General features: G+C 63.4%; 16 protein-coding genes. 9 read left to right on the plus strand and 7 right to left on the minus strand.

Going from position 1 to position 25,416, the window contains the following annotated elements; translation table 11 throughout:
- Positions 1-331 precede the first annotated feature (331 nt).
- The 3 genes from ACOYYX_RS16120 to ribA all read right to left on the minus strand — a co-directional run bounded on the left by ACOYYX_RS16120 (position 332) and on the right by ribA (position 4,980).
- Complete coding sequence (locus tag ACOYYX_RS16120) at positions 332-2,233, minus strand: RNA polymerase sigma factor (RefSeq protein WP_422930935.1); 1,902 nt, start codon at positions 2,231-2,233, stop codon at positions 332-334.
- 127 nt (positions 2,234-2,360) lie between these two features.
- Positions 2,361-3,710, minus strand: coding sequence for a TlpA family protein disulfide reductase (locus tag ACOYYX_RS16125; protein ID WP_422930936.1), 1,350 nt, complete (start codon positions 3,708-3,710; stop codon positions 2,361-2,363).
- A 31-nt stretch (positions 3,711-3,741) separates the two neighbouring features.
- Positions 3,742-4,980 (minus strand): GTP cyclohydrolase II, encoded by a 1,239-nt coding sequence (gene ribA / locus ACOYYX_RS16130; RefSeq protein ID WP_422930937.1) that lies wholly within the window; start codon positions 4,978-4,980, stop codon positions 3,742-3,744.
- A gap of 1,273 nt (positions 4,981-6,253) precedes the next feature.
- Here ribA and ACOYYX_RS16135 point away from each other — a divergent pair.
- From ACOYYX_RS16135 to ACOYYX_RS16165, 7 genes are all read left to right on the plus strand, one after another.
- Positions 6,254-7,804 carry a DUF1549 and DUF1553 domain-containing protein gene (locus tag ACOYYX_RS16135; protein ID WP_422930938.1) on the plus strand — a complete coding sequence of 517 codons (1,551 nt, stop codon included), beginning with the start codon at positions 6,254-6,256 and terminating at the stop codon, positions 7,802-7,804.
- Between the two features lie 69 nt (positions 7,805-7,873).
- Complete coding sequence (locus ACOYYX_RS16140; RefSeq protein WP_422930939.1) at positions 7,874-9,178, plus strand: DUF1501 domain-containing protein; 1,305 nt, start codon at positions 7,874-7,876, stop codon at positions 9,176-9,178.
- A 288-nt stretch (positions 9,179-9,466) separates the two neighbouring features.
- Positions 9,467-11,983: a PPC domain-containing protein gene (locus ACOYYX_RS16145; protein WP_422930940.1), complete on the plus strand. Its 2,517-nt coding sequence runs from the start codon at positions 9,467-9,469 to the stop codon at positions 11,981-11,983.
- Between the two features lie 91 nt (positions 11,984-12,074).
- Entirely contained in the window at positions 12,075-14,357 is a 2,283-nt protein-coding gene (locus tag ACOYYX_RS16150; protein WP_422930941.1) for a c-type cytochrome domain-containing protein, read from the plus strand.
- 184 nt (positions 14,358-14,541) lie between these two features.
- A complete protein-coding gene (locus ACOYYX_RS16155) occupies positions 14,542-15,534 on the plus strand; it encodes a GTPase (RefSeq protein ID WP_422930942.1) in 993 nt (330 codons plus the stop codon).
- 55 nt (positions 15,535-15,589) lie between these two features.
- Complete coding sequence (locus ACOYYX_RS16160; protein WP_422930943.1) at positions 15,590-16,429, plus strand: response regulator; 840 nt, start codon at positions 15,590-15,592, stop codon at positions 16,427-16,429.
- A gap of 92 nt (positions 16,430-16,521) precedes the next feature.
- The gene (locus ACOYYX_RS16165; protein WP_422930944.1) at positions 16,522-17,655 is read left to right on the plus strand and encodes an ATP-binding protein; all 1,134 of its coding nucleotides are present in this window, start codon (positions 16,522-16,524) and stop codon (positions 17,653-17,655) included.
- 55 nt (positions 17,656-17,710) lie between these two features.
- On the opposite strand, the gene ACOYYX_RS16170 is transcribed toward ACOYYX_RS16165, so the two are convergent.
- Complete coding sequence (locus tag ACOYYX_RS16170; protein WP_422930945.1) at positions 17,711-18,244, minus strand: hypothetical protein; 534 nt, start codon at positions 18,242-18,244, stop codon at positions 17,711-17,713.
- A gap of 353 nt (positions 18,245-18,597) precedes the next feature.
- The gene (locus tag ACOYYX_RS16175; RefSeq protein WP_422930946.1) at positions 18,598-19,587 is read right to left on the minus strand and encodes an aldose 1-epimerase; all 990 of its coding nucleotides are present in this window, start codon (positions 19,585-19,587) and stop codon (positions 18,598-18,600) included.
- A 162-nt stretch (positions 19,588-19,749) separates the two neighbouring features.
- Between ACOYYX_RS16175 and ACOYYX_RS16180 the strand changes: the two genes are divergently transcribed.
- On the plus strand, positions 19,750-20,823 hold the full coding sequence (locus ACOYYX_RS16180; RefSeq protein WP_422930947.1) for an Ldh family oxidoreductase: 1,074 nt from the start codon (positions 19,750-19,752) through the stop codon (positions 20,821-20,823).
- 11 nt (positions 20,824-20,834) lie between these two features.
- Here the strand turns inward: ACOYYX_RS16180 and rbsD are convergent, their stop codons facing one another.
- The gene (rbsD, locus tag ACOYYX_RS16185) at positions 20,835-21,230 is read right to left on the minus strand and encodes a D-ribose pyranase (protein WP_422930948.1); all 396 of its coding nucleotides are present in this window, start codon (positions 21,228-21,230) and stop codon (positions 20,835-20,837) included.
- Between the two features lie 153 nt (positions 21,231-21,383).
- Here rbsD and ACOYYX_RS16190 point away from each other — a divergent pair, with 153 nt between their 5' ends.
- Positions 21,384-23,468, plus strand: coding sequence for a hypothetical protein (locus ACOYYX_RS16190; protein WP_422930949.1), 2,085 nt, complete (start codon positions 21,384-21,386; stop codon positions 23,466-23,468).
- Positions 23,469-23,802: 334 nt separating this feature from the next.
- Here the strand turns inward: ACOYYX_RS16190 and ACOYYX_RS16195 are convergent, their stop codons facing one another.
- On the minus strand, positions 23,803-25,077 hold the full coding sequence (locus ACOYYX_RS16195; protein ID WP_422930950.1) for a cobyrinic acid a,c-diamide synthase: 1,275 nt from the start codon (positions 25,075-25,077) through the stop codon (positions 23,803-23,805).
- Between the last annotated feature and the right edge of the window lie 339 nt (positions 25,078-25,416).

Here is a 25,416-nt window from a genome sequence, read left to right on the forward strand (position 1 = left end):
TTCCTGGCGGGGGTGGAATGCAAACGAGATCGGTCATCCCAAGCCGGGCCGTTCGCGCGAGGCCGCGCCGCTCTCAGGGACAACCGGGAGGAAGGCACTCTATTCTAATGCTTTGAGCCTCACTCGACAAGTGTTTCCTGGGTGCAGTTCGTTGAGTTGCGGGCTCCCGCGACGTGACTATCGAAGTTGTAGCTGAACAAAAAGCAAGGGCGTCGTCGCCTGATGATCAAGCGAAGACGCCCTCTGAGTTGGATTCTGATGCGATACGATCGAAGTAATTCAACCAGCCTTATCGATGCGAAATTTTCGATAAGATCATGTTCTCAGGATGTCACTGCACATCGCGACGGGTAATTGGCCGCGACTTGGAAGGATCGTTGCGAGGGGTTGGCGCCACCAGCCTTCTCGACGTCGAACGACCCGATTCCGACGTAAGATCGTCCAATTCGAAGGACGATCTTCCCTTTGTGAGATCTGGAAGAACGGCCGAGAGCTCCCCTGTCGACGCCCGGCGAGTACCAGCCTGCGCGGTGGGCTCGGGTTCTGTCGGGCTCGAGGGCGATGCGTAGATCCGGGTGCGAGACTTCCGGGCATGATACGTCTCGCCATCCGGTTCCGGTGCCAAGGCCGCGTGCTGGTCGGGCTCGACCGCGGGAGATTCTTCGCGGGGCTCCTCAGTCGGCGGCTGCTCGGGTTCGGTCGGAGGAGCCTCCTCCGTGCTGGGGGATGGGTCGATAGTTTCCGGCTCCGGGATGGCTTCCTCATGGGGCGCCGCGGGTTCGGGCATGGGGTCGCCCGTTTCTTCCGCTTCACGGACTTCTTCTTCATGCTCCTCGGAAGATTGATGTCCCGTCAGCTTCTCAAGCCTGTCGAGTCGATCCTGGATCTGCTGGAGGCGGTGTTCCAAGGACTCGATCTTGGTTTCGAGCTGCGTATCGGGAACGACCTGGGCTGGGGCTCTGGGTCTGGCGGGCCTGGCGACCGCCCGGTTTCTCGGGGCTCGTGCCACCGGCGGAGCCGGGGGCATTGGAACGGGAGCCGCCAGAGCAGGCGGAGCCGCAGGAGCGACAGGCGCTAGAGCGGAAGGAGCAGCGTGGACCGGGGCCAGCGTGGAAATGACAGGTTCGGCTGGAGGCACGGATGGAACCGCTTCGACCCTCCGCTCGAGCACATTGAGCAGGCGTTCGAGCTTATTCTCCATCGCCTTGAGTCGATCATCGGCGGGCGCGGCGGCTGTCGCGGGTTGCGACGGACTCGAGGGAGTCGCCGGCGCGGCCGCGACGGCAGGCTGGGTCGGGGTCGAGGGGGTTGCCGGCGCGGTAGCCTCGGCGACTGGTGCCGCGGGGCTCGTCGGCGAAAGTTGAGCCTGGACCGCGACCCCGCTGGCGACGATGCCGAAGACGGAGACCCCGGCCAAACCGAGCGACTTCCACAAGGTGAATGACATACCCTTCAGCACTCCTTCGGTCAGGACGGCGACCGAGGCCGATATGGCGACGGTCATTTCCGCAGGTTTCGCCGCGAACTGGATCGCAGCCCGAGCCGTGGTTTCGATAAGTGCGGCGGTGGGCCCGGCGGCCTCCGCCTCGGTCGTGAAGGCCGACGTGATCGCGAGGGCCGCCGGTGCGAATCCACGCGAGGATAGACGTGTTTGTAGCCGATCCCTTGCCCTCGAGAGTCGGCTCTTGAGGGTCCCGACGGGCAGATGAAGATGGGCCGCAGCCTCGTCGTAGGTTCGACCCTGGAGATAACAGAGGACGACCGGAGCCCTCAGCCGATCCGGCAGGCGGGTCAACTCCTCGTGCAGCACGGCGCCGAGGCCGTCGTCGTGATTCGACCCGGTCGCGTCGCTTGCCGGGGACCCCTTCCGCTCGTGGAAGCGACGCCGGACCGCGGCGGATCGGGCGCACGACGCCACCCGGTACGCGACCCCGTGGAGCCAACTCCCGAGAGAGTCGCGATTTCGGACGGACCTGGCCCGCCTCACGAGGACGAGGAACGTCGCCTGGAAGGCATCGTCGACGTCGTGAGGGTCGGAGAGCACGCGTCGACAGACCCGCAGCACCATCGGGCCGTGCCGCTCCACGATCATCGCGAAGGCGTGTTCGGCCCCCTCGCTCTCGCGGGTCGTGAAGCGTTCGAGGAGGTCGCCGTCCGTCAGCCCCGCCGCGCTCCCAGCCTGGAAGAGCGTGCGGAGGTCTCTCTGAATGGCACTCTGGCCAGGGTTCAACACGTCGGACGCTCCTACACCGGTTCGCTTACCTCGGTGTAGTAGTGTCGCGTGGCCGCCAGGTTGTTCCGAGATTATTTCAGGTTGTGAGAGAGAATTTCGACAGGCTCGTCAGTCGAGGCGATCGGGCTCATTTCTCGGCGGGCTGATCGGCCTTCGGGGCGATCAGGGACTTGCCTTCGAGGAGCGTGTCGATGTCCTTGGCGAGCGTCTCTCGCTGCTGCACCCCGACGTAGGCCGATTGCACGACACCCTTTGTGTCGAGGATCACAAGCGACGGGATCGCCTCGACCTGGAAGGCCTCGCCGATCGTCCCGCTCGGATCCAGGGCCAGGAGGCCCGAGGCCGCACCTTTGAAGTCGACCTTATGCTCGCCGAGGGTCTTCTCGATCAGCTTGCGGACCTCCTCGAGATCCCGAGGTTTATGGTCCACGCTCAAAGCGACGACGATGGCGTTCTTCTTGCCCTCCGCCAGCGATTCAGTCAGCTTCTGGATCTCCGGCAGTTCCTCCAGGCAAGGAGGGCACCACGTCGCCCAGAAGTCGATCAGCACGACCTTCCCGGCAAGGTCGGCTTTCGCCACGGTCCGGGTCTTCCCCGGGCCATCGAGGACGCTCAGGGTGAACTCGGGGGCGGGTTTACCGACGAGTTCGAGGATCGGCGACTTGGGCGCGACGGGAGCCTTGCGCTCCCCTTGCTCCACCTTCGCGTAACCGACGGGCGCGACGAACGCGAACGCGTCGTCCTTGGTGGCCTCCGTCGAGATCGGGCCGGAGGACCAGCCGATGCGCTCGACTTCGAGCTTCTGGTTGGCAGGAGCCTTCGACGACAGATCCTTATCAACGATCCAATCGATCGATCGCAGGAAATTCGTCTTGGGGTCGATCAGGAGCCGAAAGTCGGTCCCCATCGGTTCGTCGAGCAGGAGCGTATGACACGTAATCCCTTCAAGCGCCTGATCCTCGCTCAGTTTCAGTGTGACGTCCCCCTTGGTCAGTTCCTTGACGGCAAACTCGTCGGTCATCAGCGTGAAGAGGATCCGCGAGGTCGCGCCGTGCGGTCCTCCGAACAGCAAGGATCCCAACGCCCCATCGCGGAACGTCTCGATCGAAAGCTTCGCCGACGCGGGCTCAACCGAATATTTTTTGAAGGGGGCGACGGCCGAGGTGACCGTCTTGCCGTCGCAGAGCGAAGAGACCTCGCCGGCCTCAACCTTCCACTTGTTGGGCCTGACGATGGCGAGAGCAGCCGGCTGGACCTGCTTGACGGGTGTGCCGTTCACCTTGTACGACGAGACGAACTCCCCCTTGTCGGCGTAGCTCGAGAGCGAACGATACGCCTTCGAGACCTCTCCCAGGAGTTCGACCGCCTTGGGATCTTGCGAGACCGCCGGCGCATCGGCCGCGAAGGCCCTCGGGTTTGCGACGATGGAAACTCCGAGGGACGCTCCCAGCAGCCAGATGAGCGGGTTGCGGATCACGATGTCAGATCCTCAGGCGAAGTTAAGGGGATCACTCCGAGGCGCCGTTGACCGGGCTCGGGCTTCTGGGCAGCAGATGTCCGAGCTTGTCCCGCTTGGCGGCCAGATACTTCTGGCGCTCCGCAGCCTCGGGAGCGATGATCGGCACTTGGTCGACGACTTGCAACCCGTGTCCCTGGATGACGAAGGCATCGATCTTCTTGGGGTTGTTCGTCAGGAGCCGGACCTTGCTCAATCCGAGGTCCTGGAGAATCTGGAGCCCGATGCCGTAATCTCGCAGGTCGGCACGGAAGCCGAGAGCATGGTTCGCCTCGACCGTATCGAGTCCCTGGTCCTGGAGAGCATAGGCTTTCAGCTTCTCGACGAGGCCTATCCCCCTGCCCTCCTGTGGCAAGTAAATCAGGGCCCCGACCTTCTCCTGGCCGATCATCTCGAGCGCGAGGTGGAGCTGGTCGCCGCAGTCGCACCGCAATGATTCAAGGAGGTCTCCGGTGAAGCAGGACGAGTGGAGGCGGACGAGCGGGGCCTCGGACGACTTCAAGTCCCCCATGACGAAGGCGATCGGGTTATTCTCGGGCTCGTGCCGCACGCCGTAGGCGATGATCTTGCCCTGGCCATATCGCGTGGGCATCTCCGCCTCGGTGAGCCGGGAGACCAGTTTCTCGCGGCGGCGACGATAGCTGATGAGGAGTTCGATTGAGACGATCGGCAGGTTGAAACGCTGGGCGATCTCGTGCAGACGCTCACGGCTCGCCACGCCGACGCCGTCGAGGATCTCAATGAGGACGCCTGCCGGAGCCAGCCCGGCAAGTTGTGCGAGGTCGACTGTTGCCTCGGTATGCCCCGCACGACGGAGGACGCCCCCCTCCTTGGCGATGAGGGCGGGGACGTGCCCTGGCTTGACCAGGTCGCTCGGCTTGGTGCTGGGGTCGATGATCGCGCGGATCGTCCTGGCTCGCTCCTCGGCGCTGATGCCGGTGCGGCAGGACTTGTGATCGACCATCACGGTGAACGGCGTAGCGTGGGGCGCCGTGTTGCGCTCGACCATCGGATAGAGTTCGAGGCGACGGGCGAGGTCGGGCATGATCGGCATGCACAACTGGCCGCGGCCCTCTGTGATCATGAACTCGACCGTCTCCGGCGTGATCTTCTCGGCTGCGGCGATGAAGTCCCCTTCGTTCTCGCGCCTCTCGTCGTCGACCACGATCACGACGCGGCCCTCGGCCATCGCCTGAAGCGCGTCTTCGATTTTTGAGAATTCGTAGGCCATCGCTGCACTCTCCGACCGCTCGATCCGATTGCACGAACCCGATGGAAGTTTGTCGCCTGGATGACGTCGGGCTAGGCCTTGGTAGCTTCGAGTCGGGCTACTCATCAGGCCTTGCTCGACCTCGCGAAAACACTTCGTTCCCGCCGGCGACCCTGCCATCCCTCGGACTGATTCACTTGGCTGCCAATACCCTCGATGTCATTCTAACCTGGCAAGACAATCTCTTGTCGCTTTTTCTCCTCCGACACCGCTTGGAGCGGCTCGCAAGGGGCCGGTCTGCGTTCTATTACGGATTGACCAATTACTGTTTAGCGAAGAAGAATGAGGGCAACTGCTGATCGACGGGATCCAGGCGTCTCTGCGAATCAAGGACTTACCAGTGACGGCATCCCTGGCCTGGCTGCTTCTCACTGGCTCTGTCATTTTTGCTGACGCCGGAACAACCGAACGCCTCGACGTTGAACCAACCGAGTTACGACTTTCCGGCCCCGCCCGATCTGCCCAGGTCGTCGTTACCGCGACCTCCTCGTACGGGAAGCAGATCGACCTGACACAAGATCCTCGCCTCCGTTATCAGAGCATGGACTCGTTGATTGCGCACGTCGATGCCGGCGGGAGGGTCGAGTCGCTGGCCCGAGGTCAGACGCGGATCACTGTCAGTTACGGGGATACGACCCTTTCGATACCGTTACTCGTCGAACACACGGCGAGCGACGATCCGGTCTCCTTCGCTAAAGACATCGTGCCACTTTTCACGAGGCACGGATGCAACGCCGGCTCATGTCACGGCAAAGCGAGCGGTCAGAACGGCTTCAAATTGAGCCTGCTCGGCTTCGAGCCCGCGAAGGATTTCGAAAGCCTCGTCCTCGAATCGCGAGGGCGCCGGATCTTTCCAACTCTTCCTTCCGAGAGCCTGCTTCTTAAGAAACCGACTGCCCAGCTCACACATGGCGGTGGTAAGCGATTCAGCTCCGACTCCTCCGAGTCGAAGCTGCTCACTTGCTGGATCGCACAGGGCATGCGCGACGACACTGATGTCGCCTCACCTCCGACTCGACTAGAGATCGAGCCCAGTCATCGACGTCTTGCTCCTGACAGTTGCCAGCAACTCAGGGTCATTGCGTACGACTTTGAGGGCCTGTCTCGTGACGTCACCCATGCCGCACTGTTCACGTCCAACACACTGGACGTTGCGTCAGTCGACGCCCGCGGCCAGGTCAGGGCCACGGGGTCGATCGGCGAAACCTCGATCATCGCCCAGTATCGAGGCCAGTTGACAACGGCACTCATCACGGTTCCAAAAGTCGGTCCGATCCTCGATATTCACCTACCAGACCAGGCGAATCTGATCGACCGCCATGTATTCACCAAATTGCGAGAGCTGGGCATACCTCTTTCCAGGGAATGCACCGACGACGAGTTCGCGAGGCGGTCGTCCCTCGACATCTGCGGGAGGTTGCCAGACTCCGCCGATGTCGCCGCATTCCGCTCCAGCCAGGCGAGCGATAAGCGAAGCCGTTGGGTTGACCAACTCCTCGCCCTCCCCGAGTACGCCGACTATTTCGCCCTGAAATGGGGGACGATCCTTCGCAACAAGCGGACGCTCGGGGCGCTCTCGCAGCCCGGCACCTTCGCGTTTCATTCCTGGATCCGGCAGGCGATTGCGGAGAATCTCCCGTATCACGAGTTCGTCAAACGACTCCTCATGGCCCAGGGAGATGCCGCCCAGAACCCGGCCGTCATCTGGTATCGGCGCTACAAGACGCCCGAAGAAGTCGCCGACGATTTCGGTCAACTCTTCCTCGGCCTGCGACTCCAGTGCGCGAGGTGTCATCACCACCCGACGGATCGATGGAGCACCGCAGACTACTACGGCTATGCCTCCTTCTTCGCCCGAATCGGACGCAAGCCAAGCGCCGATCCGACTACGCCCCGACTCTTTGTCCTGCCTGATGGATCGAGCATCGATCCGTCCACGGGCCTGGCGCATCAACCTCGCTTGCTGGGTACTCCGGAGTCAGTTCCAGCTCTTCGTGACCAGGATCCTCGGCGAGAACTCGCAGATTGGCTTGGCAAGCCTGAGAATCCCTACTTTGCCCGCGCGGTTGTGAATCGTTACTGGAAGCATTTCTTCGGGCGAGGCCTCGTGGAGCCGGAGGACGACTTCCGCAAGAGCCAACCTCCGTCGCATCCCGAGTTGCTCGACGATCTCGCGGCAGATTTCGTGCAGCATAACTACGACCTCAAGCGCCTCGTCCGCACGATTACCACGAGCCGAACCTACGATCGATCAAGCCTACCGGAACCTTCCAATCGCTTCGACCGCCGATATTTCGCTCGCTACTACTCCCGCCAACTTTCGGCCGAAGTCCTGATGGATGCCATCGCCAAGGTCACCGAGCATTCCGAGCGCTTCGAGGGTATGCCGCCGGGCCTCAGGGCCGTCCAACTCCCCGACGACGGCATCTCGTCGGAATTCCTTGATACGTTTGGCAGGCCGAAGCGCGAGACGGTCTGCGAATGCGAACGAGCCTCGGAACCGAACCTCAATCAGGGGCTCTTGCTGCTCGGTTCGGTCGATCTCCAACGCACGCTGGCGGCCCCTGGAGGACGAGCCCAGCGCTGGCTTCAAGACCCGAGAGACGACCGCCTCAAGGTTGAGGAGCTCTACGAAATCGCACTCGGACGTCGGCCACTGCCCGAGGAACTTTCAAAATGCCTGGACCACCTGCATCGCCGCCAGGGAGTAGGCAAACGTGTCGAAGGGTATGAAGATCTCCTGTGGGCGATCATCAACACAAAAGAATTTCTCTTCAACCATTGATTCCATGGGTGATACTCTCGGATTCAAGGAAGGACCTGGACTGAGCGATTGGCCCGGGAAGACTCGAGTATGGAGCGATATCAACACAAGCTCTCATCCACAGCGTGGGTCAACCGGCGGACATTCCTCCGCGTCGGTTCGCTCGGGCTTGCGTCACTGGCTCGCCCTGGCATCTTCGGAGCCGAGACTCTCCAAGCCCTGAAGGCGAGGGCCGTCATCCAGATCTGCCTCAACGGGGGGCCCTCGCACCTCGATACCTATGACCCCAAGCCTGATGCGCCCGTCGAGTTCCGAGGCGAATTCGGCTCGATCGCCACGCGAGTTCCGGGTATCCGCCTTTGCGAGCACTTCCCGAAGCAAGCCGCGTTGATGGACAAACTCGCCGTCATCCGCAGTCTGCATCACGGCTCGGCCGACCACGCGGGCGGAATGCACTGGATGATGTCAGGGTTCGCTCCCATCGAGCCGACTCCGCGCGTGAATGAGCGACCAAGCCTCGGTTCCATCGTTGCCCGATCGTCCCGATCAAAACCTGCCGGGATGCCCGCCTACGTGGGGATTCCCGAGGCCCCCGCGTTCGGCCAGGCGGCCTATCTCGGACCCGCGTTCAACCCGCTCGTGACGGGCGGCGACCCCAATCGCGATGCCAAGCCGACGAACCTGGAACTCGCGCGAGGCCTGACGTTCGACAGGCTGGATGATCGCCGAAGCCTCCTTTCGCAACTCGATCGGATCGAGCGAGAAAGGGACGCCTCGGGCTTCATGGAGTCGATGGACCGCTTCACGGCCGAGGCGTACGAGATGGCCACGGGGCCTCGCGCCCGTCAGGCGTTCGACCTGGATAAGGAAGATGCCAGAACCCGCGATCGCTACGGCCGAACCTCGATTGGCCAGGCTTGCCTCCTGGCTCGCCGCCTGGTTGAGGCGGGCACCACGTTCGTGGCGGTGACGGAGAATGGCTGGGATCATCACACCGAGGTCTTCCGCCAGTGCCGGCTCAAACTCCCCGCGCTCGACGCGGCTGTGGCTGGGCTCGTCTCCGACCTCCACGATCGGGGCATGCTCGATGAGGTCCTGATCATCGTCGGCGGGGAGTTCGGCCGGACGCCGAGGGTGAATGGCTCGGGAGGTCGCGACCACTGGCCGGACAGCATGTCGGTGGTCCTGGCAGGTGGCGGAATCACGACCGGGCTCGCGGTCGGGGCGACCGATCGCAAAGGGATGCGTCCCATCCAACGCCCCTTGCGTCCAGAGGACTTGCTCCGTACAGTTTACTCCGTCCTGGGGATTGATCCCGATGCTGCCTACCCGAACGATGCCGGCCGGCCCCTGCCGATTTTAAACGAAGGCCGACCGATCTCGGAGTTATTATAAAACCCCGCCTCACGAAGTTCCCGGCCCGCGGTCGTATTGTGCCGCCAACAACCCCGCCGATCTGTTATACTATTGTTAGACAGTGACCCAGGGGACGAGGAACGTCCAGTTCGTCGACCCGCGGCCCCACCTAAAAGCAAGCCGTGCGCGAGGCGAAAAATCGAGTCGTGGCGATGACGGCCGCGAATTCTTCGGTCCCGACCGGATGACGGGGCATGACCTCCTACCCCGTGTCGGCACCCTCCGTGCTTCCTGGCGTACGCGAACGCCCGCTGGAGAACCAAGACGATGTCAAAACCCGGCCGTTTATTCGCCGTGACCCTCTTGGGACTTGTGGCCAGTTACGGGACGCCAACGAGCTTCGCGCAACTCCCCAAGCCGAAACTCACGAGCCTCTCCCGACTCGGGGTCGCGACCGGCGAGTCGGTTGATGTGACGCTGCGGGGAACCGACCTCGAAGGCGTGAATCAGCTTTGGTTCGATCACCCCGGCTTGCGAGCCTTCCACGTCAAGGACCTGACCTTCCGCGTGGCGGCGGCCCAGGGCGTTCCGATCGGCCAGCATGACGTGAGGGCCATCGGAACGTACGGGGCGAGCAACCCTCGAACCTTCGAGGTCGGGGGCAGGCCCGAAAGCGTCGAGGTGGAACCGAACAATCTGCCCGAGCAGGCGAACGCTATCGCCATCAACTCCGTCGTGAACGGCGAGATCGCCGCGACCGATATCGACTGCCTCGGGTTCCAGGGAAAGGCCGGGCAACGCCTCTGGATCGACCTGGCCGCCCTCCGACTCGAGAGCCGGCTCGACGCTACCCTACGCGTCTTCGGTCCCGATAGTCGAGAACTCGTCGAGAATCGCGACGCACGCGATTCCGACCCATTCCTGGATCTGACCCTCCCGACCGATGGTCGTTACGTCATCAAAGTCCATGACGTGACTTACACCGGCTCGGTCGAGCACGGATACCGCCTGACCCTGAGCGATGGACCTTGGGTGGATGTGATCGTCCCGAGCGTTGCCACGCCGGCCGTACCCACCGTCTTCACGGTCCTCGGCCGCAATCTGGGGGGCACCCCCGCACCTGAACTCACCATCGACGGGGCGACGCTCGAACGGAAAACGCTGCAACTCACGGTGGCCGGCGGGGATCTCAACTCGGCCTTCCCTTCGCTCGATTTCTTCGATTCGGGGAGCGCTCCCAAGCGAGGTTCGGAGTTTACCCTGGACTTCCCGAAGGGGCGGGCCAATTCATTCTTCGTCGCCGAGGCGAAGGATCCGGTCGTCCTCGAGCACGAACCCAACGATGATGACGAGCACGTTCAAGCTCTCACCCTACCCTGCGACGTCTCCGGTGGGTTTGAAGCGGCAAATGATGTTGATATTTATCGATTCCAGGCGAAGAAGGGGGAGACTTGGTGCATCGAGGTCGATGCCGAACGCCTCGGCTCTCGCGCCGATCCCGTCTTCGTCGTCCAGAAGGTCGTCGATAAGGCCGCGCCGCAGGATCTTGCCACGGGAGAGGATTCTCCCGATCAGGGGGGCGGCCCCCGCTTCGGGCTGAGCTCCGTCGACCCCTCTCTGGTCTGGCAGGCTCCCGAGGATGGAACCTATCAGGTTGTGCTTTCCGACCTCTATTCGTCCCAACGCGGCGACCCGAGCCTCTACTATCGCTTGAACCTCCGTCCTCTACGACCTGACTTCCGTCTATTCGTCGTCCCCGAGGGGGCGGCGGGATCCGACTCGGTCGTGATCGGGGCGGGCGGTAAGGCCTATGCGTCGGTCATCGCCTGGCGGACGGATGGCTTCGCGGGGCCGATCCGGGTCGAGGCGGAGAGCCTCCCGCCGGGAGTGTTTTGCCAGCCCGTCATCATCGCGGCCGGGCAGAACGTAGCACCCATCGTCTTCGAGGCCGCCGAGGGGACGGCTCCGAGTGTGGGGCTCGCCCGGATCATCGGGCGCTCGCGACTGGGAGATCGCAAGGACGACCTCGGGTATGTCTCGGGGGTCACGTCGCTCGGTCCGGAGATCGTCCACGAAGCCCTCGGAGGTGGCATGATCTGGCCACCTGCCAGTCCCACGACGGCCCCCACCATCGCCCCGTCCCGGGTGACGCGAGGCATCGTAGTCGCGGTCCGACCATTGTCTCCATTGGCGATCTCGGTCCCGAGAGACCAACTCACCGTGCCACAAGGGCATCTCCACAACCTCGAGGTCCAGGTGGCGCGTCGTGGCGAGTTCACCGAGGCCGTTGCATTGGCATCCGCCGACCTACCGCCGACCATGGTGAGCAATGCCGCGACCATCGATAAGGCCTCGGCCAAGGGCATTCTGCCGCTCTTCATACCCAAGACGGTGCCGGCCGGCATCTACACGCTTACCATCCGCGGCACGGGGCCGTTTCCCTTCAGCAAGGACCCGAACGCCAAGCCGAAGCCTAACGTCAACCTGAGCGAGCCGGCGAACCCGGTCACTCTGGTCGTCCGCCCTGCCCCGGTGAATTTGACCGTGAACAACAAGGGGGGATCCCTGAAGGCGGGGGCGACTCTCGAGGTCGAGATCACGCTAGCCCGACAAGCGGGCTTCGTCGAGGAGCTGGGGCTCGCCCTGAATGCTCCGGCCGGGGCCAAGCTCTCTGCTCCGACCTTGACGATTCCCGCCGGCCAGGCTGCCGCGAAGCTCGTCATCACGTCGGCGGCGGATAGCCCCGTGGCGGCGGTCGCGGGCGCCTACATCCGGGCCTCGGGCAAGGTCCGCGGCGAGTTGGTCGAGGTCGACGAGCCACTGGCGCTGAGCATCACGAAGTAGTCTGCTCGGCCTGATTTCATTCATTCATTCCTTCACGGACCGGGCTGCGATCGCGTCGCGGCCCCGGTCTTCGCCCGCTGCGGAGAATGGCATGGCGCTCCCCCTCTGTCTCGCTGCACTGATCCTCGGAACGGCCGCGCCCACGCCGCTTGAGGTCGCCGTCCCGACGCGCAAGGAACCGGTGAGTTACGCCAAGGAGATCGCCGACATCCTCGACGCCAAGTGCGTCGGCTGCCACAGCTCAAACCTCGCCGAGAGCAAACTCAACATCGAGGACATGGCCGGCATGCTCAAGGGGGGCAAGCGGGGGCCGTCCCTGATCCCTGGCAAGGCCGACGAGAGCCTTCTGTTCCAACTCGCGGCGCACCGGCTCGACCCGGTGATGCCGCCGAAGGACAAGAAAGGGGGCGAGGCCTTCACCCCCGCCGAGCTTGGCCTCTTAAAGCTCTGGATCGACGCCGGTGCCAAGGACGACTCCGCTGAGAACGGCGACGAGCCCAAGAGCCTCGAACTCGGCACCCTGCCTCCTGGGGTGCAACCCGTCGTCGCCGTCGACCTGACGCAGGACGGCTCACGGATCGCCGCGGGCCGGGCCAACGTCGTCCAGGTCCACGACGCCGATTCGGGCCTCGTCATCAACTCGCTCGGCGGCCACAAGGACATCATCCAGTCGATCCGCTTCAGCCCCGACGGCAAGCGACTCGCGGCGGGCAGCTACCAGATCGTCACGCTCTGGAACCTGCCCACAGGTGCCCTTGCCGGCACCTTCGCGGGGCACGCCGATCAGGTCAAGGCGATCGCGATTGTTGATGGGGGCAAGGCCGCTTACTCGGGTGGTCTCGACCGCACCCTCCGATCCTGGAGCCTCGCGGACGGCAAGGAGGCGAGCCAGTGGTCCCTCCCCGGGCAGGTCATCTCGCTCGCACCGACGCCCGACGGCAAGTCCTTCGCGGCAGGCTTTCAGGACGGGGTCATCCAGGTCGTGAACCGGGCCGACGGCAAGCCCTTCTATTTTCTCCGGTCCCAGACTCAGGCCATCACCGGCCTCGCGTTCACGCCCGACGCCAAACACCTGGTGGCGGCGTCGGTGGATGGCTCGGCGAGAATTTGGACACTACCGACCGAAGATGCCATCAAGATGGCCGCCGGCAACTCCGACGCCGTCAAGTCGGCCGACCCTGTCGTCATCGCGGGCCACAAGGGAGCCATCAACGGCGTCGCCCTGACGCCGGATGGTCAGACCGTCATCACGGCCGGCGAGGATGCGGCGATCCGTTTCTGGCAGGTCGCCGACGGCAAGGCGATCAGGGCCATCGAAGGAACCTCAGGGTCGATCCTCGCATCGGCTTTGAGCCCCGATGGTCAGACGATCCTTACCGGATCGGCCGATCGTCACGTCCGGCTCATCGATGTCGCCTCGGGCGCGGTCCGTCGGGTGATGGGCGGGTACGAGGCGGCGGTGAATGCCGTGGCGTTCTCGCCCAAGGGGGAACGTTTCGCATCGGCGGGAGCCGACGGGAGCCTGAAAGTCTGGGAGGCCGCCAACGGCCAAGGGATCGTCGCGTTCGCCCACTTAGCCCCTAACGCCGCGCCGACGCAAGCGATCCTCAAGGTGGCCTTCCTCGACGAGAATAGCCTGGTCTCGGCCTCGGCCGACCATACTCTCAAGAAGTGGACGTTCGAGGGAGGCTGGTCGGAGATGAAGCCGCTCGGGCCTCATGTCTTCCGGGTCCTGGCGCTCGACTTCAGTCCCGACGGGACGCTGCTGGCGACAGGCGGGGGAGACCCTTCGCGATCGGGCGAGGTCAAGATCTGGAACGTGCAGACGGGCGCGCTCGTGAAGAGCCTGGATTCGCTCCACTCCGACACCGTCTTCGGCGTACGGTTCAGCCCGGATGGGACCAAGCTCGCAACGGCCGCGGCCGATAAGTTCCTCAAGGTCGTGAACGTCGCTGACGGCAAGGAACTGCGGTCGTTCGAAGGGCATACCCATCACGTCATGGCGGTTGACTGGTCGGCGGACGGCAAGCAACTCGTGACGGGCGGGGCCGATAACGTCATGAAGGTTTGGGACTTCGAGTCGGGCGAACAGCTCCGCACGCTCCAGCCGGCCGGCAAGCAGATCACGGCCCTCCGCTGGATCGCCGGCAAGCCGGAGGTCGCGGGGGCCTCGGGCGACTCCCTGGTTCGGCTCTGGAATCCCGATAACGGGGGGATCTACCGAAACTACGGCGGGCCATCAAACTACGTCTTCGGTGTCGGCATTTCCAAGGACGGCAAGCGGATGGTCGCCGGTGGCGCCGATAGTTTCCTCTTCCTCTGGAACGTCGAGAACGCCCAGGTCCTCCGCAAGATCGGCCCTCCTGCTCCCTGACTCGGGAGAGTCGAGGGGCCGATGGCAAAAGTCATCATGCCCTCGATCATTCCCAAGTGCTTTCGGCGTAGGACGTTGACGACGCCGAGGCTTGCCGAACGTTTTGGGACTTGATTTCGAAGCGGCGAATCAGTACGTTGCGCGTAATTACCGTGCGGCCTTCGGTTTTGGAGTTTCTGACTCGATGCCCGCCAATCTTCCTCCCCAATACAGCAAGGCTGAGGAAGAGTATCGTAAGGCCTCCACACCCGCCGCACGCCTCGACCTACTTCGCGAGATGTTCCGCCTCCTCCCCAAGCACAAGGGGACGGAGAAGCTCCAGTCCGACCTCAAGAAGAAGATCAGCCGGGCCCGCGACGAGATCGACGGGGCCAAGTCTGGCGGCAAGAAGGCAGGCATCAGCTACCGGATCCCCGCCGAAGGGGCCGGGCAAGTCGTGCTCATCGGCGGACCGAATGTGGGCAAGAGTTCGATCCTGGCCACCCTGACGAATGCGAAGCCCGAGGTCGCGCCCTATCCCTTCACGACCAGGGCCCCCTACCCCGGGATGATGGCCTTCGAGGATGTTCGGGTTCAGCTCGTCGATCTGCCCCCCATCTCGGCCGACTTCTACGAGCCCTGGGTTGGCAACATCGTCCGATCGGCGGACGCGGCCGTGCTCGTGGCCGACCTCTCGGATGACGACGTGGCCGACGCCCTCGAGGTCGTATTGACCCGGCTGGCGGACTCGCACACCGAGCTCGTCAAGGATCTCCCCTTCGACGTCGAGGACGAGACGATCCAGCACGTCAAGACGCTGATGGTCGCGAACAAGGTCGATGCCGAGGGGGCACATGATCGCCTCGACGTGCTCCGAGAATGGTTTTCTTCCAGATTTTCCATACTGCCAATCTCAACCAAACAGCGTGAAGGCCTGGACGAGTTTCGTCGGGGCTCGTACGATTTACTAGGGGTGATGCGCGTCTATACGAAACTCCCAGGGAAACCAGCCGATCGGACGAACCCCTTCACGATCCCGGTCGGTTCCAACGTTCTGGACCTGGCGAGGGAGATCCATCGAGACTTCGAGCAGACCCTGAAATTCGCGAGGGTCTGGGGAACTGGCGTCTTCGAGGGGCAGACGGTCAAGCGCGACCACGAGCTTCACGACGCCGATGTTGTGGAGTTGCATGTCTGATTATTGTGTGCTGCCATTCGGCCACGCTTCCCCCATGATGGGCAAGGAAATCGACATGGGCACGGCCCTGATTGTCGAGGATCATCCAGACCAGGCCGAGATGGTTGCGCGCCTCTTGCGACTCCACGACTACGAGCCGGTCGTGGCCATGACGGGCAACAGCGCCCTTGAGATGGTTCGAAGCCTCTCGCCCGATGTGGTCGTGCTCGACCTCATGCTCCCGGACATCAATGGGTTCGACGTCTGCCGCCTGCTGCGGAGCGACCGGTCGACCATGATGACGCCGGTGGTGATGCTGACGGCCCTCGGCGACGATGCGACCCGTACCCAGGGCTTCCGCGTCGGGGCGAACGCTTACGTCACAAAGCCTTATGGCATCCAGGACCTCTTCAACGCGATCGACTCGGCACGCGCCTGGAGGGCGAACCTCGAAGAAGGAGACATGCAAGGCGAGATCCACGTCGAGCTCAACAGCGAGGTCAACCTGCTCCAGGACCTCAATGACTTCCTGATGACGCTCTGGCGCTTCACGCCCTTCGAGGATAATCGAGTCCTGCAACTCCGCCAGGCCGTGATGGAGATCGCCCAGAACGCGATCGAGTGGGGGAATCGCCACGAGTCCGATCGGCTGGTGAACATCACTTACCGAATCTACGAAGATAAGGTTGAGATCATCGTCCGCGACCAGGGGAACGGGTTCGACTTGAACAACCTGCCCCACGCCGCCGGTGCGGATGACCCGTTCTCGCATCTCGACGTCCGCGACAAGCTCGGGCTCCGGTCGGGGGGGTACGGGCTCATGATCTGCAAGGGAATGGTCGATGAGATGCGCTATAATGACGCGGGAAATGAAGTCACTTTGATCAAGCGGTTCACGGCGGGCGCCGCCCAATAATTCCAGGTCCAAGGACTTACACAAAGGCCCACATCTCGATGAGCTCCCCCCGTCCCACACTTCTGGTAGTCGACGATGAGCCGGAAGTCCTCATGTCGGTTCACGACCTGCTCCGGCCGGCCTATCGTGTCCTGACGTGCGAGCGAGGGACGGAAGCCCTCAAGATCCTCGAGTCGCCGACGGAAGTCGACGTCGTCCTGACCGACCAGAGAATGCCCGAGATGAACGGCGTGGAGGTCCTCCACCGCGCCAAGCAAATCCGCCCCGAAGTGACGCGCCTGCTCTTCACCGCATATGCCGACATCCGCGCCGTCGTTGACGCGATCAACCAGGGGAGCGTATACCGATACATCGCCAAGCCCTGGGAGCCCGAAGAGCTCGAAGCCCTCGTCCGCCAGGCGGTCGATCACCACGACCTGATCGTCGAGAAGAAGAGGCTCGTGAACGAGCTTCGCGAGAGCAATCAGCGCCTGATGGAGGCCAACCGATTGAAGGAGGCTTTCCTCGAGGTGGCGAGCCACGAGCTGAATACGCCGGTCACGGTGATCCTCGGCATGACCGAACTCTGGAAGCTAACGCAGTCGGGCGACGCCACAGCGACGGAGAACGGCTGGGTCGACCGGATCCATGGCGCGGGGAAGCGCCTCGCCACGACCGTCGATCGCATGCTGAAGCTGGCACGCTCGGGCGACTTCGCCAAGACCATGACTGTGAGCCCCACGGACCTGGCCGAGTCGATCCGCAACGTCGTGGCGGAGATGGAGCCGTACCTCTCGGCCCGTTCGCAGACGGTCGAGCTCGACCTGGCCCCCGACCTCGGCGAGGCCGAAGTCGACGCGTCGAAATTCTCCGACATCTTCACGAATTTGTTGATCAATGCGATCAAGTTCGCACCCGACGGCAGCTCGATCCAGATCGGCGCGACCTGCGAGGGCGAGGATCACGTCCGATTCCAGATCCGCGACAGCGGGATCGGGATCGGCAAGGTCGAGCACCCGCACCTCTTCGAACCCTTCTTCACCGGGTTCGACACGCGCCACCATTCCTCGGGCGACTATCAGTTCTGCAAGAAGGGGATGGGGCTGGGGCTCTGCCTCGTGAAGACCTTCGTCAAGCTCCACGGCGGCGAGATCGAGGTGACGAGCACCCCGGGCGAAGGCTCGACTTTCACGATCGACCTGCCCAGGTTCTCCGCCGCCAAGAAGCTGGATACGGTCTCGGCCTGACCATCAAGGCCGGGTCGTATGCCCGAAATGGGTCGCGAGCCGTTGGGCGGAGTGGTCACTCCGTCGGTGCGGACGGCCCTTGCGCCGCGCCGGTGCGGTCTTCGATGTATTTCCGCAGATAGCTCAGGAAGGTCGGCAGCCCGGCATGCGCCCATGCGAGCTCGATCGCTTCCTTCACGCGCTGATTCTCGGCCTGGAGGTCGCGAAAGGCGGCCGAATCCTGCGAGTTGGGGTCCAGCGAGAGAACCTGGTCGTGGGTGTTGACCGAGATCATAAATCCGGCCTCGTTGGGCCAGGGCTGAATCTGCAGCTTCATGTGGGGATAGCGGGCGTTCCCCAGCCGGAGGGCGAAGATCGGCGACTTCCCCGCGCTCGCCTTCCCCGCCTTCTCGAAGGGGGGCTTGGAGAGGAGTGTGGTGGCGTCGACGTCGGTGGGCCAGATGAGGCGGCGGTTGACCGCTTCCGGCGGACTGCTCGACGGATAGGCCAGCGAGAGGTAGATCTCGGCGGCCTGCCGCAGCATGTCGATCCGCAACCCATGCAGCTCTTGTGATTCGGCCGTCCCGGGCGGCTCCATGATCGATCCCACCGTCGCCGAAGATCCATCGAATGAAGACTTGGCTGACCGGCACTTGCTGGGTACCAGGCAGCACCAGCGGCATTCCCTTGCAGCGCGTCTTCTCTAATGGGTTCCATGATAGGCAATTTAGGTGAGTTTATGCATCACCAATTCTCAGAAAAGCCCCGGAGTCGTTCAGTATCTTGAAGGGTTCGTCCCATGGCCTGGGGAACCGCTCCAGTTTTCGGAAGACGACAATTTGGGGCCGCCGATCGCTCGACCGGAACTGTGACGAACGACGGTCATCGATCCACCGAAATAGGACCGGCTCATCGACGGGCCGGTCCCATGGGCTAAATCTCGTTTCCTTGATCACATGAAGATCAGCCGACGGTTTCCATCGTGATGGTCAGGGTGTCGAGGCCATCATGCTTGAGTCGTCGCAGGCCACCATCAACCTTCTTGGATTCGAGGTTGATGGCGTCGGTGGTCTGAGTGTAGGGCTCGAGTGAGATGACGCCCTCGGTCCTCGGGGTGTAGACGACGAGTTCGCGGAAACCGCTGTCGAAACCGAGTCGGAATTCCGCCTTGAGGTTGTCGTCGACGAGCCTGCAGACGGCCCGATCGCCTTCGAATTCGACTGAGGTGAGGACATCGTCGAGCTTCAGGTCTTTTCGAGGCTGGCCCTTGCGGAAGTCGAGCCGGGCATCGACGTCGCGGATCTCGCCGGTCGGTAAGAATTCCTCGAGGACCCAGTACTTGGACGCAGGCAGGATGACGCGCGTGGCCGATTGATCGCCGTTAGCCTCGAACGGCAGGCGGAAATATGGGTGGATCCCGAACCCGTAAGGAAGCTCGAGCGCTGTGGGATTGCTGACGCGGATCGTCATCGTCAGGCGCCGACCCGAGAGGGCGTAGGTGACCTCGAGGATCGCGTCGCAGGGCCAGTTCGCGAGTTGGTTGGGTGTATCCTTGGAGATCTGGTAGCGCCCGGTCACCAGGGCCTCGGTGTCGGTGGCCTTCTGGTCGATCACGTCCCAGGGGGCATCGACCGCGAACCCGTGGATGGCGTTCGTCCCCGAGTTCACGGGCAACTGGTAGCGCTTGCCTTCGAACTCATACGAGCCGCCGCGAACCCGGTTGGGATACGGGAAGAGGATCGGGGTGCCGTTGCCCGAGGCTCCCTTGGGCTTGTCGGCCCAGTCGGGTGCGGAGGCCAGGACGGGTCGCACCTTGCCCGCGACGGGTAGCCTCAGGTCGAAGAGGTTGAAACCGTAGGAAGGCAGGATCGAGGCCGACGACCCGGTCGCCTCGTCGTGCAGCGTGAACACCTTACCCCCGCCCCGATCTTCCGTGGTGACCCGGTACGCCATGATTCGCTGGACCCCGTGTGCCTTCGTCGCACGATTGTGCCACAGATCAATGCAAGCCTCGCCCATCGGCGGAGCTATTCGACACAGATTGCCCCCCGATTGCAAATCCCGAGGCGCGGCGTAAGATCAAAAATCTCCCCGATCCAGGCCCTGGAGTCCCCCATGCCCGCGTTCTCGACCGAGGCCATGACCGAACTCGCGACGAAGATCTTCGAATCCGTGGGCGTACCGGGAGCCGACGCCTCCATCGTCTCCCGCAACCTCGTCGATGCCAACCTGCGTGGTCACGACTCCCACGGGGTCATGCGGATCCCGCAATACGTTGGCTTCCTGAGGAACGGTGACTATCGGATCGACGTCCCCCTTGCCGTCGAAACCGACTCCCCCGCGATCGTCGTCTGCGACGCCAACTGGGGGCTGGGACAGGTGCAGGCCCACCGCCTGCTCGACCTCATCATTCCTCGATGTCGAACGCTCGGGCTCGCCGCCGGGACGGCCAGGAATTGCGGGCACATCGGGCGGCTCGGCGAGTATGCCGAGCGGGCCTCGGCCGAGGGGCTCATCCTGATCGCCACCGTGAACAACGACGGCGCAGGGCAACGCGTGGCTCCTCCCGGCGGGATCCAGGGGAGGCTCGGCACCAATCCGCTCTGCGTCTCCGTCCCCACCGAGCAAGTTGATGAACCGCTCGTCCTCGACTTCGGCACGAGCGTCGTCGCCGAGGGCAAGGTCAGGCGCTACTATATCAACGGCAAGGAGCCCGTTCCCGACGGATGGCTCCTCGATGCGAAAGGGGAGCCGACGAACGACCCGTCGGTCCTCTACGAGCCGCCCCTCGGCTCGATCTTGCCGATGGGGGCGAGCCAGGCTTACAAGGGTTTCGGCCTAGGGCTCGTGCTCGACCTTCTGTCCGGCGGCCTTTCCGGCGGCAACGCGAGCTACCCCGGGGCTCCCCCTGCCCGCGGGAACAACGTCTTCTTCCTGGTCCTCGACCCCGCGAAATTCGCGGGCGTGGAGACGCTGACGGCCCAATCGTCGCGACTCGCAAGCTACGTGCGCGAGACGCCAAGGCGGGCTGGGGTCGAGGCCGTCCTCTTGCCAGGCGAGCCGGAACGTCGGGTGCTCGAGGTGCGATCGGCCCGCGGGATCCCGCTGGAGAACGCACACTGGGCCAAGCTCACCGAGCTGGCCCAGGAACTCCAAATCGCACTCCCCGAACCGTTGCCGGAGTCATGAAGTCGCTGAGCTCAGAAAGCCGAGCCCGAGAGAATCCGGACGTTGGCGTACGGCGTGAATTCGGCCGTTCGGATGATCCCCTTGACTCCCAGCGATTGTTCCTTGAACTCGAGGTGGGGGACCTCGTCCACGTCGATGTCGCCCACGATCTTGAGGATCTCCTGGTAGAGTTTCGGGCTATACTCGGAGATCTCGCTGGCGACCGTGATCGACTCGATGACCAACTCCTCGGCCACGGCGCGGAGCACGTCGAGGAACCGGGGGATCCCCGGCGTGAGGGTCAGGTCGATCACATGGCCGTCGGACGGCAGGGGATAACCGGCATCCACGATGAGCAACTCATCCATGTGTCCCAGCTCGGCCAGCAATGAGCAGATCGCCGGATTGAGGATGCCACCTTTTTTCATCGGACCAAACCTTTGCTAGCGTCGGTCTTGACCCACGCGAAAATTGCGGATCGACGGCGTTCGACGAGAAACCAACAAGACACGCCCCAGGGTACGAGTATACTCGGTCCCTGCCCCGGCCTCTACACCATTGGCGATGGCGAAGGAGCGACGATGTCAAGGCAGGCGAGGCAACCCTATCTATTCATGGCGACGGTGATCGGCTGTCTCGCATTCCCTGGCCTCTTACTCGCGCAAGCCCCTCCCGGCCGAGCTGGCCTGCCCGTGGCGCTAGAAGAGATCCGGAAGGCCTCGGTTTCCTGGGAACGCAAGATCGGCCCGAACCGCCGCGTCGTCGACCAGGTCTGCCTCGTCCCCGACGTCGAGACGTATTTCGAGGTCATCGCCACCTGGGACGAGCAGCATTTCTTCCCGGTGCTCTTCGACGACGTCGAATACTCGTTCAAGTTCCTGAGGGCGTTCGCCCCCGCACGGATCGTTCGCTATCCGAAGAAACCGGCGCGGCTTACGCCGGAAAAATACTGGGATGCCGCCGGGCTCGCCGTCGCCCGTTCGTGGACGACCGACGATCAGAAGGTCAAGGAAGGCTCGGCGGCGGAGGTCATCCCCAAGAGCCTGGTTGCGACCCCGCCGGGTGTCGTACTCTCATCGGCGGATGCCCCGATGCTGGCCGGTGCAGTGGCCCTGGCGGCGGGCCGATTCCAACCCCTCCTGCGATGGGATTGCCCCAAGCATTTCGGCGACGTCCTCACGGCCGAGGAGGCCCAGTCCTTGCTCCTCTCGCTGGAGGAGAAGATCGCGCATCGGATTCCCCACTACGACCGGATCAACGACGACTGCGACTTCATCACCTTGGGGGGCGACTGGCCCTATCGCTACGAGGCGAAGGGGGAGCTTGAGGTGCGCGATAAGCGCATCTTGCCCTTCTACAACGCGAACGGAGGACCCCTTTCGCTCGATGACCTGATCGGTCGCGCATCGAACCGAGATCAGCAGCGCTGGGGGTTCACGGGGAGGCTCCTCGGCGACGCCAGGTCCAGCGTCTACGCCGCCATGTGCAGCCTCTTCCTCCAGCCGCGCTCGGCGATCATGGTGAACACCTACGACGAAAACGACAAGATGTGGGCGATGTACACCATGGGGTCGGCCGCCAAGGTCCTGCAGAAGGCCGTCCCGGGAGGCGACGTGACTCACAAGTCGGGGGCCTCGGCCGACCTGTCGAGCTGGCACCGCACCTTCGACCCGGTGAACCGCTTCGGCCTGGTGATGATCAACTCGCACGGGGGCTCGTCTCAGTTCCACGTCACGAACGGCACGGCGACGACGAGCGATGTCCCCATGACCGACCCCGCGGCCGTCGTCATGATCCACAGTTTTTCCGCCACGAACCCGAACGACCCGAGTACCATCGCCGGCCGCTGGATCGCCAACGGGGCGTACGTCTACTATGGCTCGATGAATGAGCCCGCACTCCAGGCCTTCCGCCCCCCGACGCTCGTCTCGCTCCTCATGGCCGAGAAATACCCGCTGGGCGCCGCCTTGCGTCGGTCGACGGTCGAGGAGTTCGGCTGCCCCTGGCGTCTCATCTACATCGGCGATCCCCTCTATCGAGTCAAGCCGGTGAGCAGCATCGCCCGGCTCCGCCCCAAGGACTGGACGCCGGTCGCGAACTGGCCGCGTTACTCGGCCATCCCGACCATCGAGGAGAATGCGAACGACGAGCAGAAGCTCCAGTGGGCGGTCAAGACCTGCATGGCCAGGTTTCAGCGTGAGGAGACGATCCGGTCGAAAGGCGACCTCGCCATTATGCTCCGAACCATCCGACGCGATGGCCTGTCCGAGCCCGTCCGCCCGTTCTTCGACGCCCTCGTGGCGGATACATTCTTCGAGGCCAATCGGCTCAGCGAGTTGAACGATCGGCTCGGGGCCATTCCGAGGGCCTCGCAAAGCCCCTACGTGAAACGGACGCTGGAGACTTGCCGCACGATCCTTTTCGAGCGTTACGCCCAGGCCCGCGACTTCGCAAGGGCCCAACGCCTCTGGACCGAGGCGGCCTCGGCCGATCCCTCGCGACAGTACGTCGAGCAGATCACGTCCAAAGTCGGGGCCCTGGCCGACAGCCCCACGCGCAAGGAAGAGTGGGTAAAGCGTTTGCGAGATGCGGAACGCGACCTCAAGGCCACCGAGGCTGCGGAGGTCATCGCGGCCGAGCGTAAGAAGGTCGAAGCCCAGAAGTAATCCTCGAGTCTCGTAATGACTCTCTAAACTACCTGGGAGATCGAGCAAGGAGCCGAGATTTACTGTACAGGCGTTGACAAAAAGTCGATCTCTCGTTTGAAATCGCGATTCTGCCGCCTATTCTGTTCAAGTGACCAGGTAGGGGCGGCAGCTCTTTCCAAACGGGAGGCGAAGATGGGGCATCCGATACCCGCAGGTCACCATTTGATTTGATGGCGCCCGCCTCGAAGGTGGCGACGAGACGTTCCTCGTCCCACCTTCGAACTCAACGAGCGTCAATTCACTGTGACCTCGGCCGCTATCTGGGTCGCTTTGGACCGAGGTGGAGGATGGCTCAGGGGCGGGAGTAAGGCAGCGTGTAGGAGCATCGGTGCGGGACAGCGAAGGCTGAGACCACTTCCGGCAAGGATCCGAGGTGGAGGTGGATCAGGCTGCCGATGGCCTGCTGGTGGTAGGTGATATCCCCCTGGGTCGTGAGCATTCCGCAGTGCGTGGGACAATCGACAGGCTCGAGGCTGGGGTGGAGTCGCCAACGCCCCGGGTTGTAGCCACGTACGACCGTGCCCTTGGGGCCGATCCAACGCTCGTGGCTGAGGGTGGACGTGACAGCAGTAGGTGCTGAAGGAGTCGCAAGCCTTTCCGCATCGTAGGGGAAGATGCCCGCGCCGCTGACGCGACGACCATCGAGGAGCATCGACTGGCAGAGGTAAGCGGTGCCTCCCCCTTCCGTGTAGATCCTCTGCCCGCGACAGACGTGTGAGCGGAGCGCCGAGATCAGGCTCAGGTTCTCGGCAAGTTGATCGGCATGCTTGTCCGGGAAGCCGCACCCGATCATGACGAGGTCAATGCCGTGAGGTAGGCGCTCGTCGGTCAGGGGCGAGAACTCGACGAGCTCGGCTCCGAGGGCTTCGAGCGTCTCGAGCGTGTCCGGGAAGTACGACCCGAAGGCCTCATCTTGCGCATAAGCGACGCGGAATCGACACGTCCCTCGCGATTCCTCGACTTCGGCCGTGCTGCCGGGGAAGGGCCGGCTCCTGGCGAGGGCCTGGATCGTGTTGAAGTCGGCGAAACGCAGGAAGCTGGCCCGCAACTGTTGGATCATGCTCTCCGGTAGCGCCTGATCCCAGGGGTTCTCGCTCAGGAAGGTGCGAATCTCCGGCAGGGCCTCGACGGCGCCGATCACCGGTCTCCTCGTCAGCATGGAGACGATCGAGCGATATGCGGAATAGGCGTTCGGATCCTCAATGCCGTCGATCAGGATCGCCTCGACCTGGCGAGGCAGGCAAGGCAGATGGAGCTGGCCCCAGGGCTGATACGGAACGACAGCCACGACGGGGAGGTCGAGGGCATCGACGATCGGCTGGAGCTCTCCGGGACGGTCGCACTCGACCTGATCCGGCACGAGCGAGGGTTCTTCGAGCGTCCCTTCGACTATGGCGAGGTCCGATTGCCTCGCGCCTCGCTCGAAGACCTTGCGGCAGACATCCTTGGGCATGAGCCAGGCGTCGAGGTGACGCCCGGGGAGTCCTGTCACCTGTCCGACAGACCCCGTCGCCAGGGGGCAGGCCCGGGAGCGGAAGTGCTGGACCCGGCATCGCCGTTCGGTCATCCCGGCGAGCATCGCCAGGCTTACCAGCGAAGGTTCGGGCCCAGTCGCAGACGTCGCCAGGGCAAGGCGAGCAAGATGGGTCATAGAGGTTCCAAATCGAAAACCCCGGACGTACCGGCAGGTCGCCGAGGCCCATGCTCAGGCCGCGGAGCAATGCCACCAACGGGTTGATACAGGTGTGAGTTCAAAAGCATCATGCGTACCCCCTGACTGGGGGCCACAACTTTCGACGCAGGTGAAGGAATGATAGAGCCGAAGGCGGCTCCGTCAAGATCCGTCAAGGCCGTTGCGGGCCCCGATCTCGCCTTGCCGCCCATAGACACATCGGCTAATTTACCG

The sequence above is a fragment of the Singulisphaera chitinilytica genome, assembly GCF_049331405.1.
In the GTDB taxonomy this organism is placed as follows: domain Bacteria; phylum Planctomycetota; class Planctomycetia; order Isosphaerales; family Isosphaeraceae; genus PoT.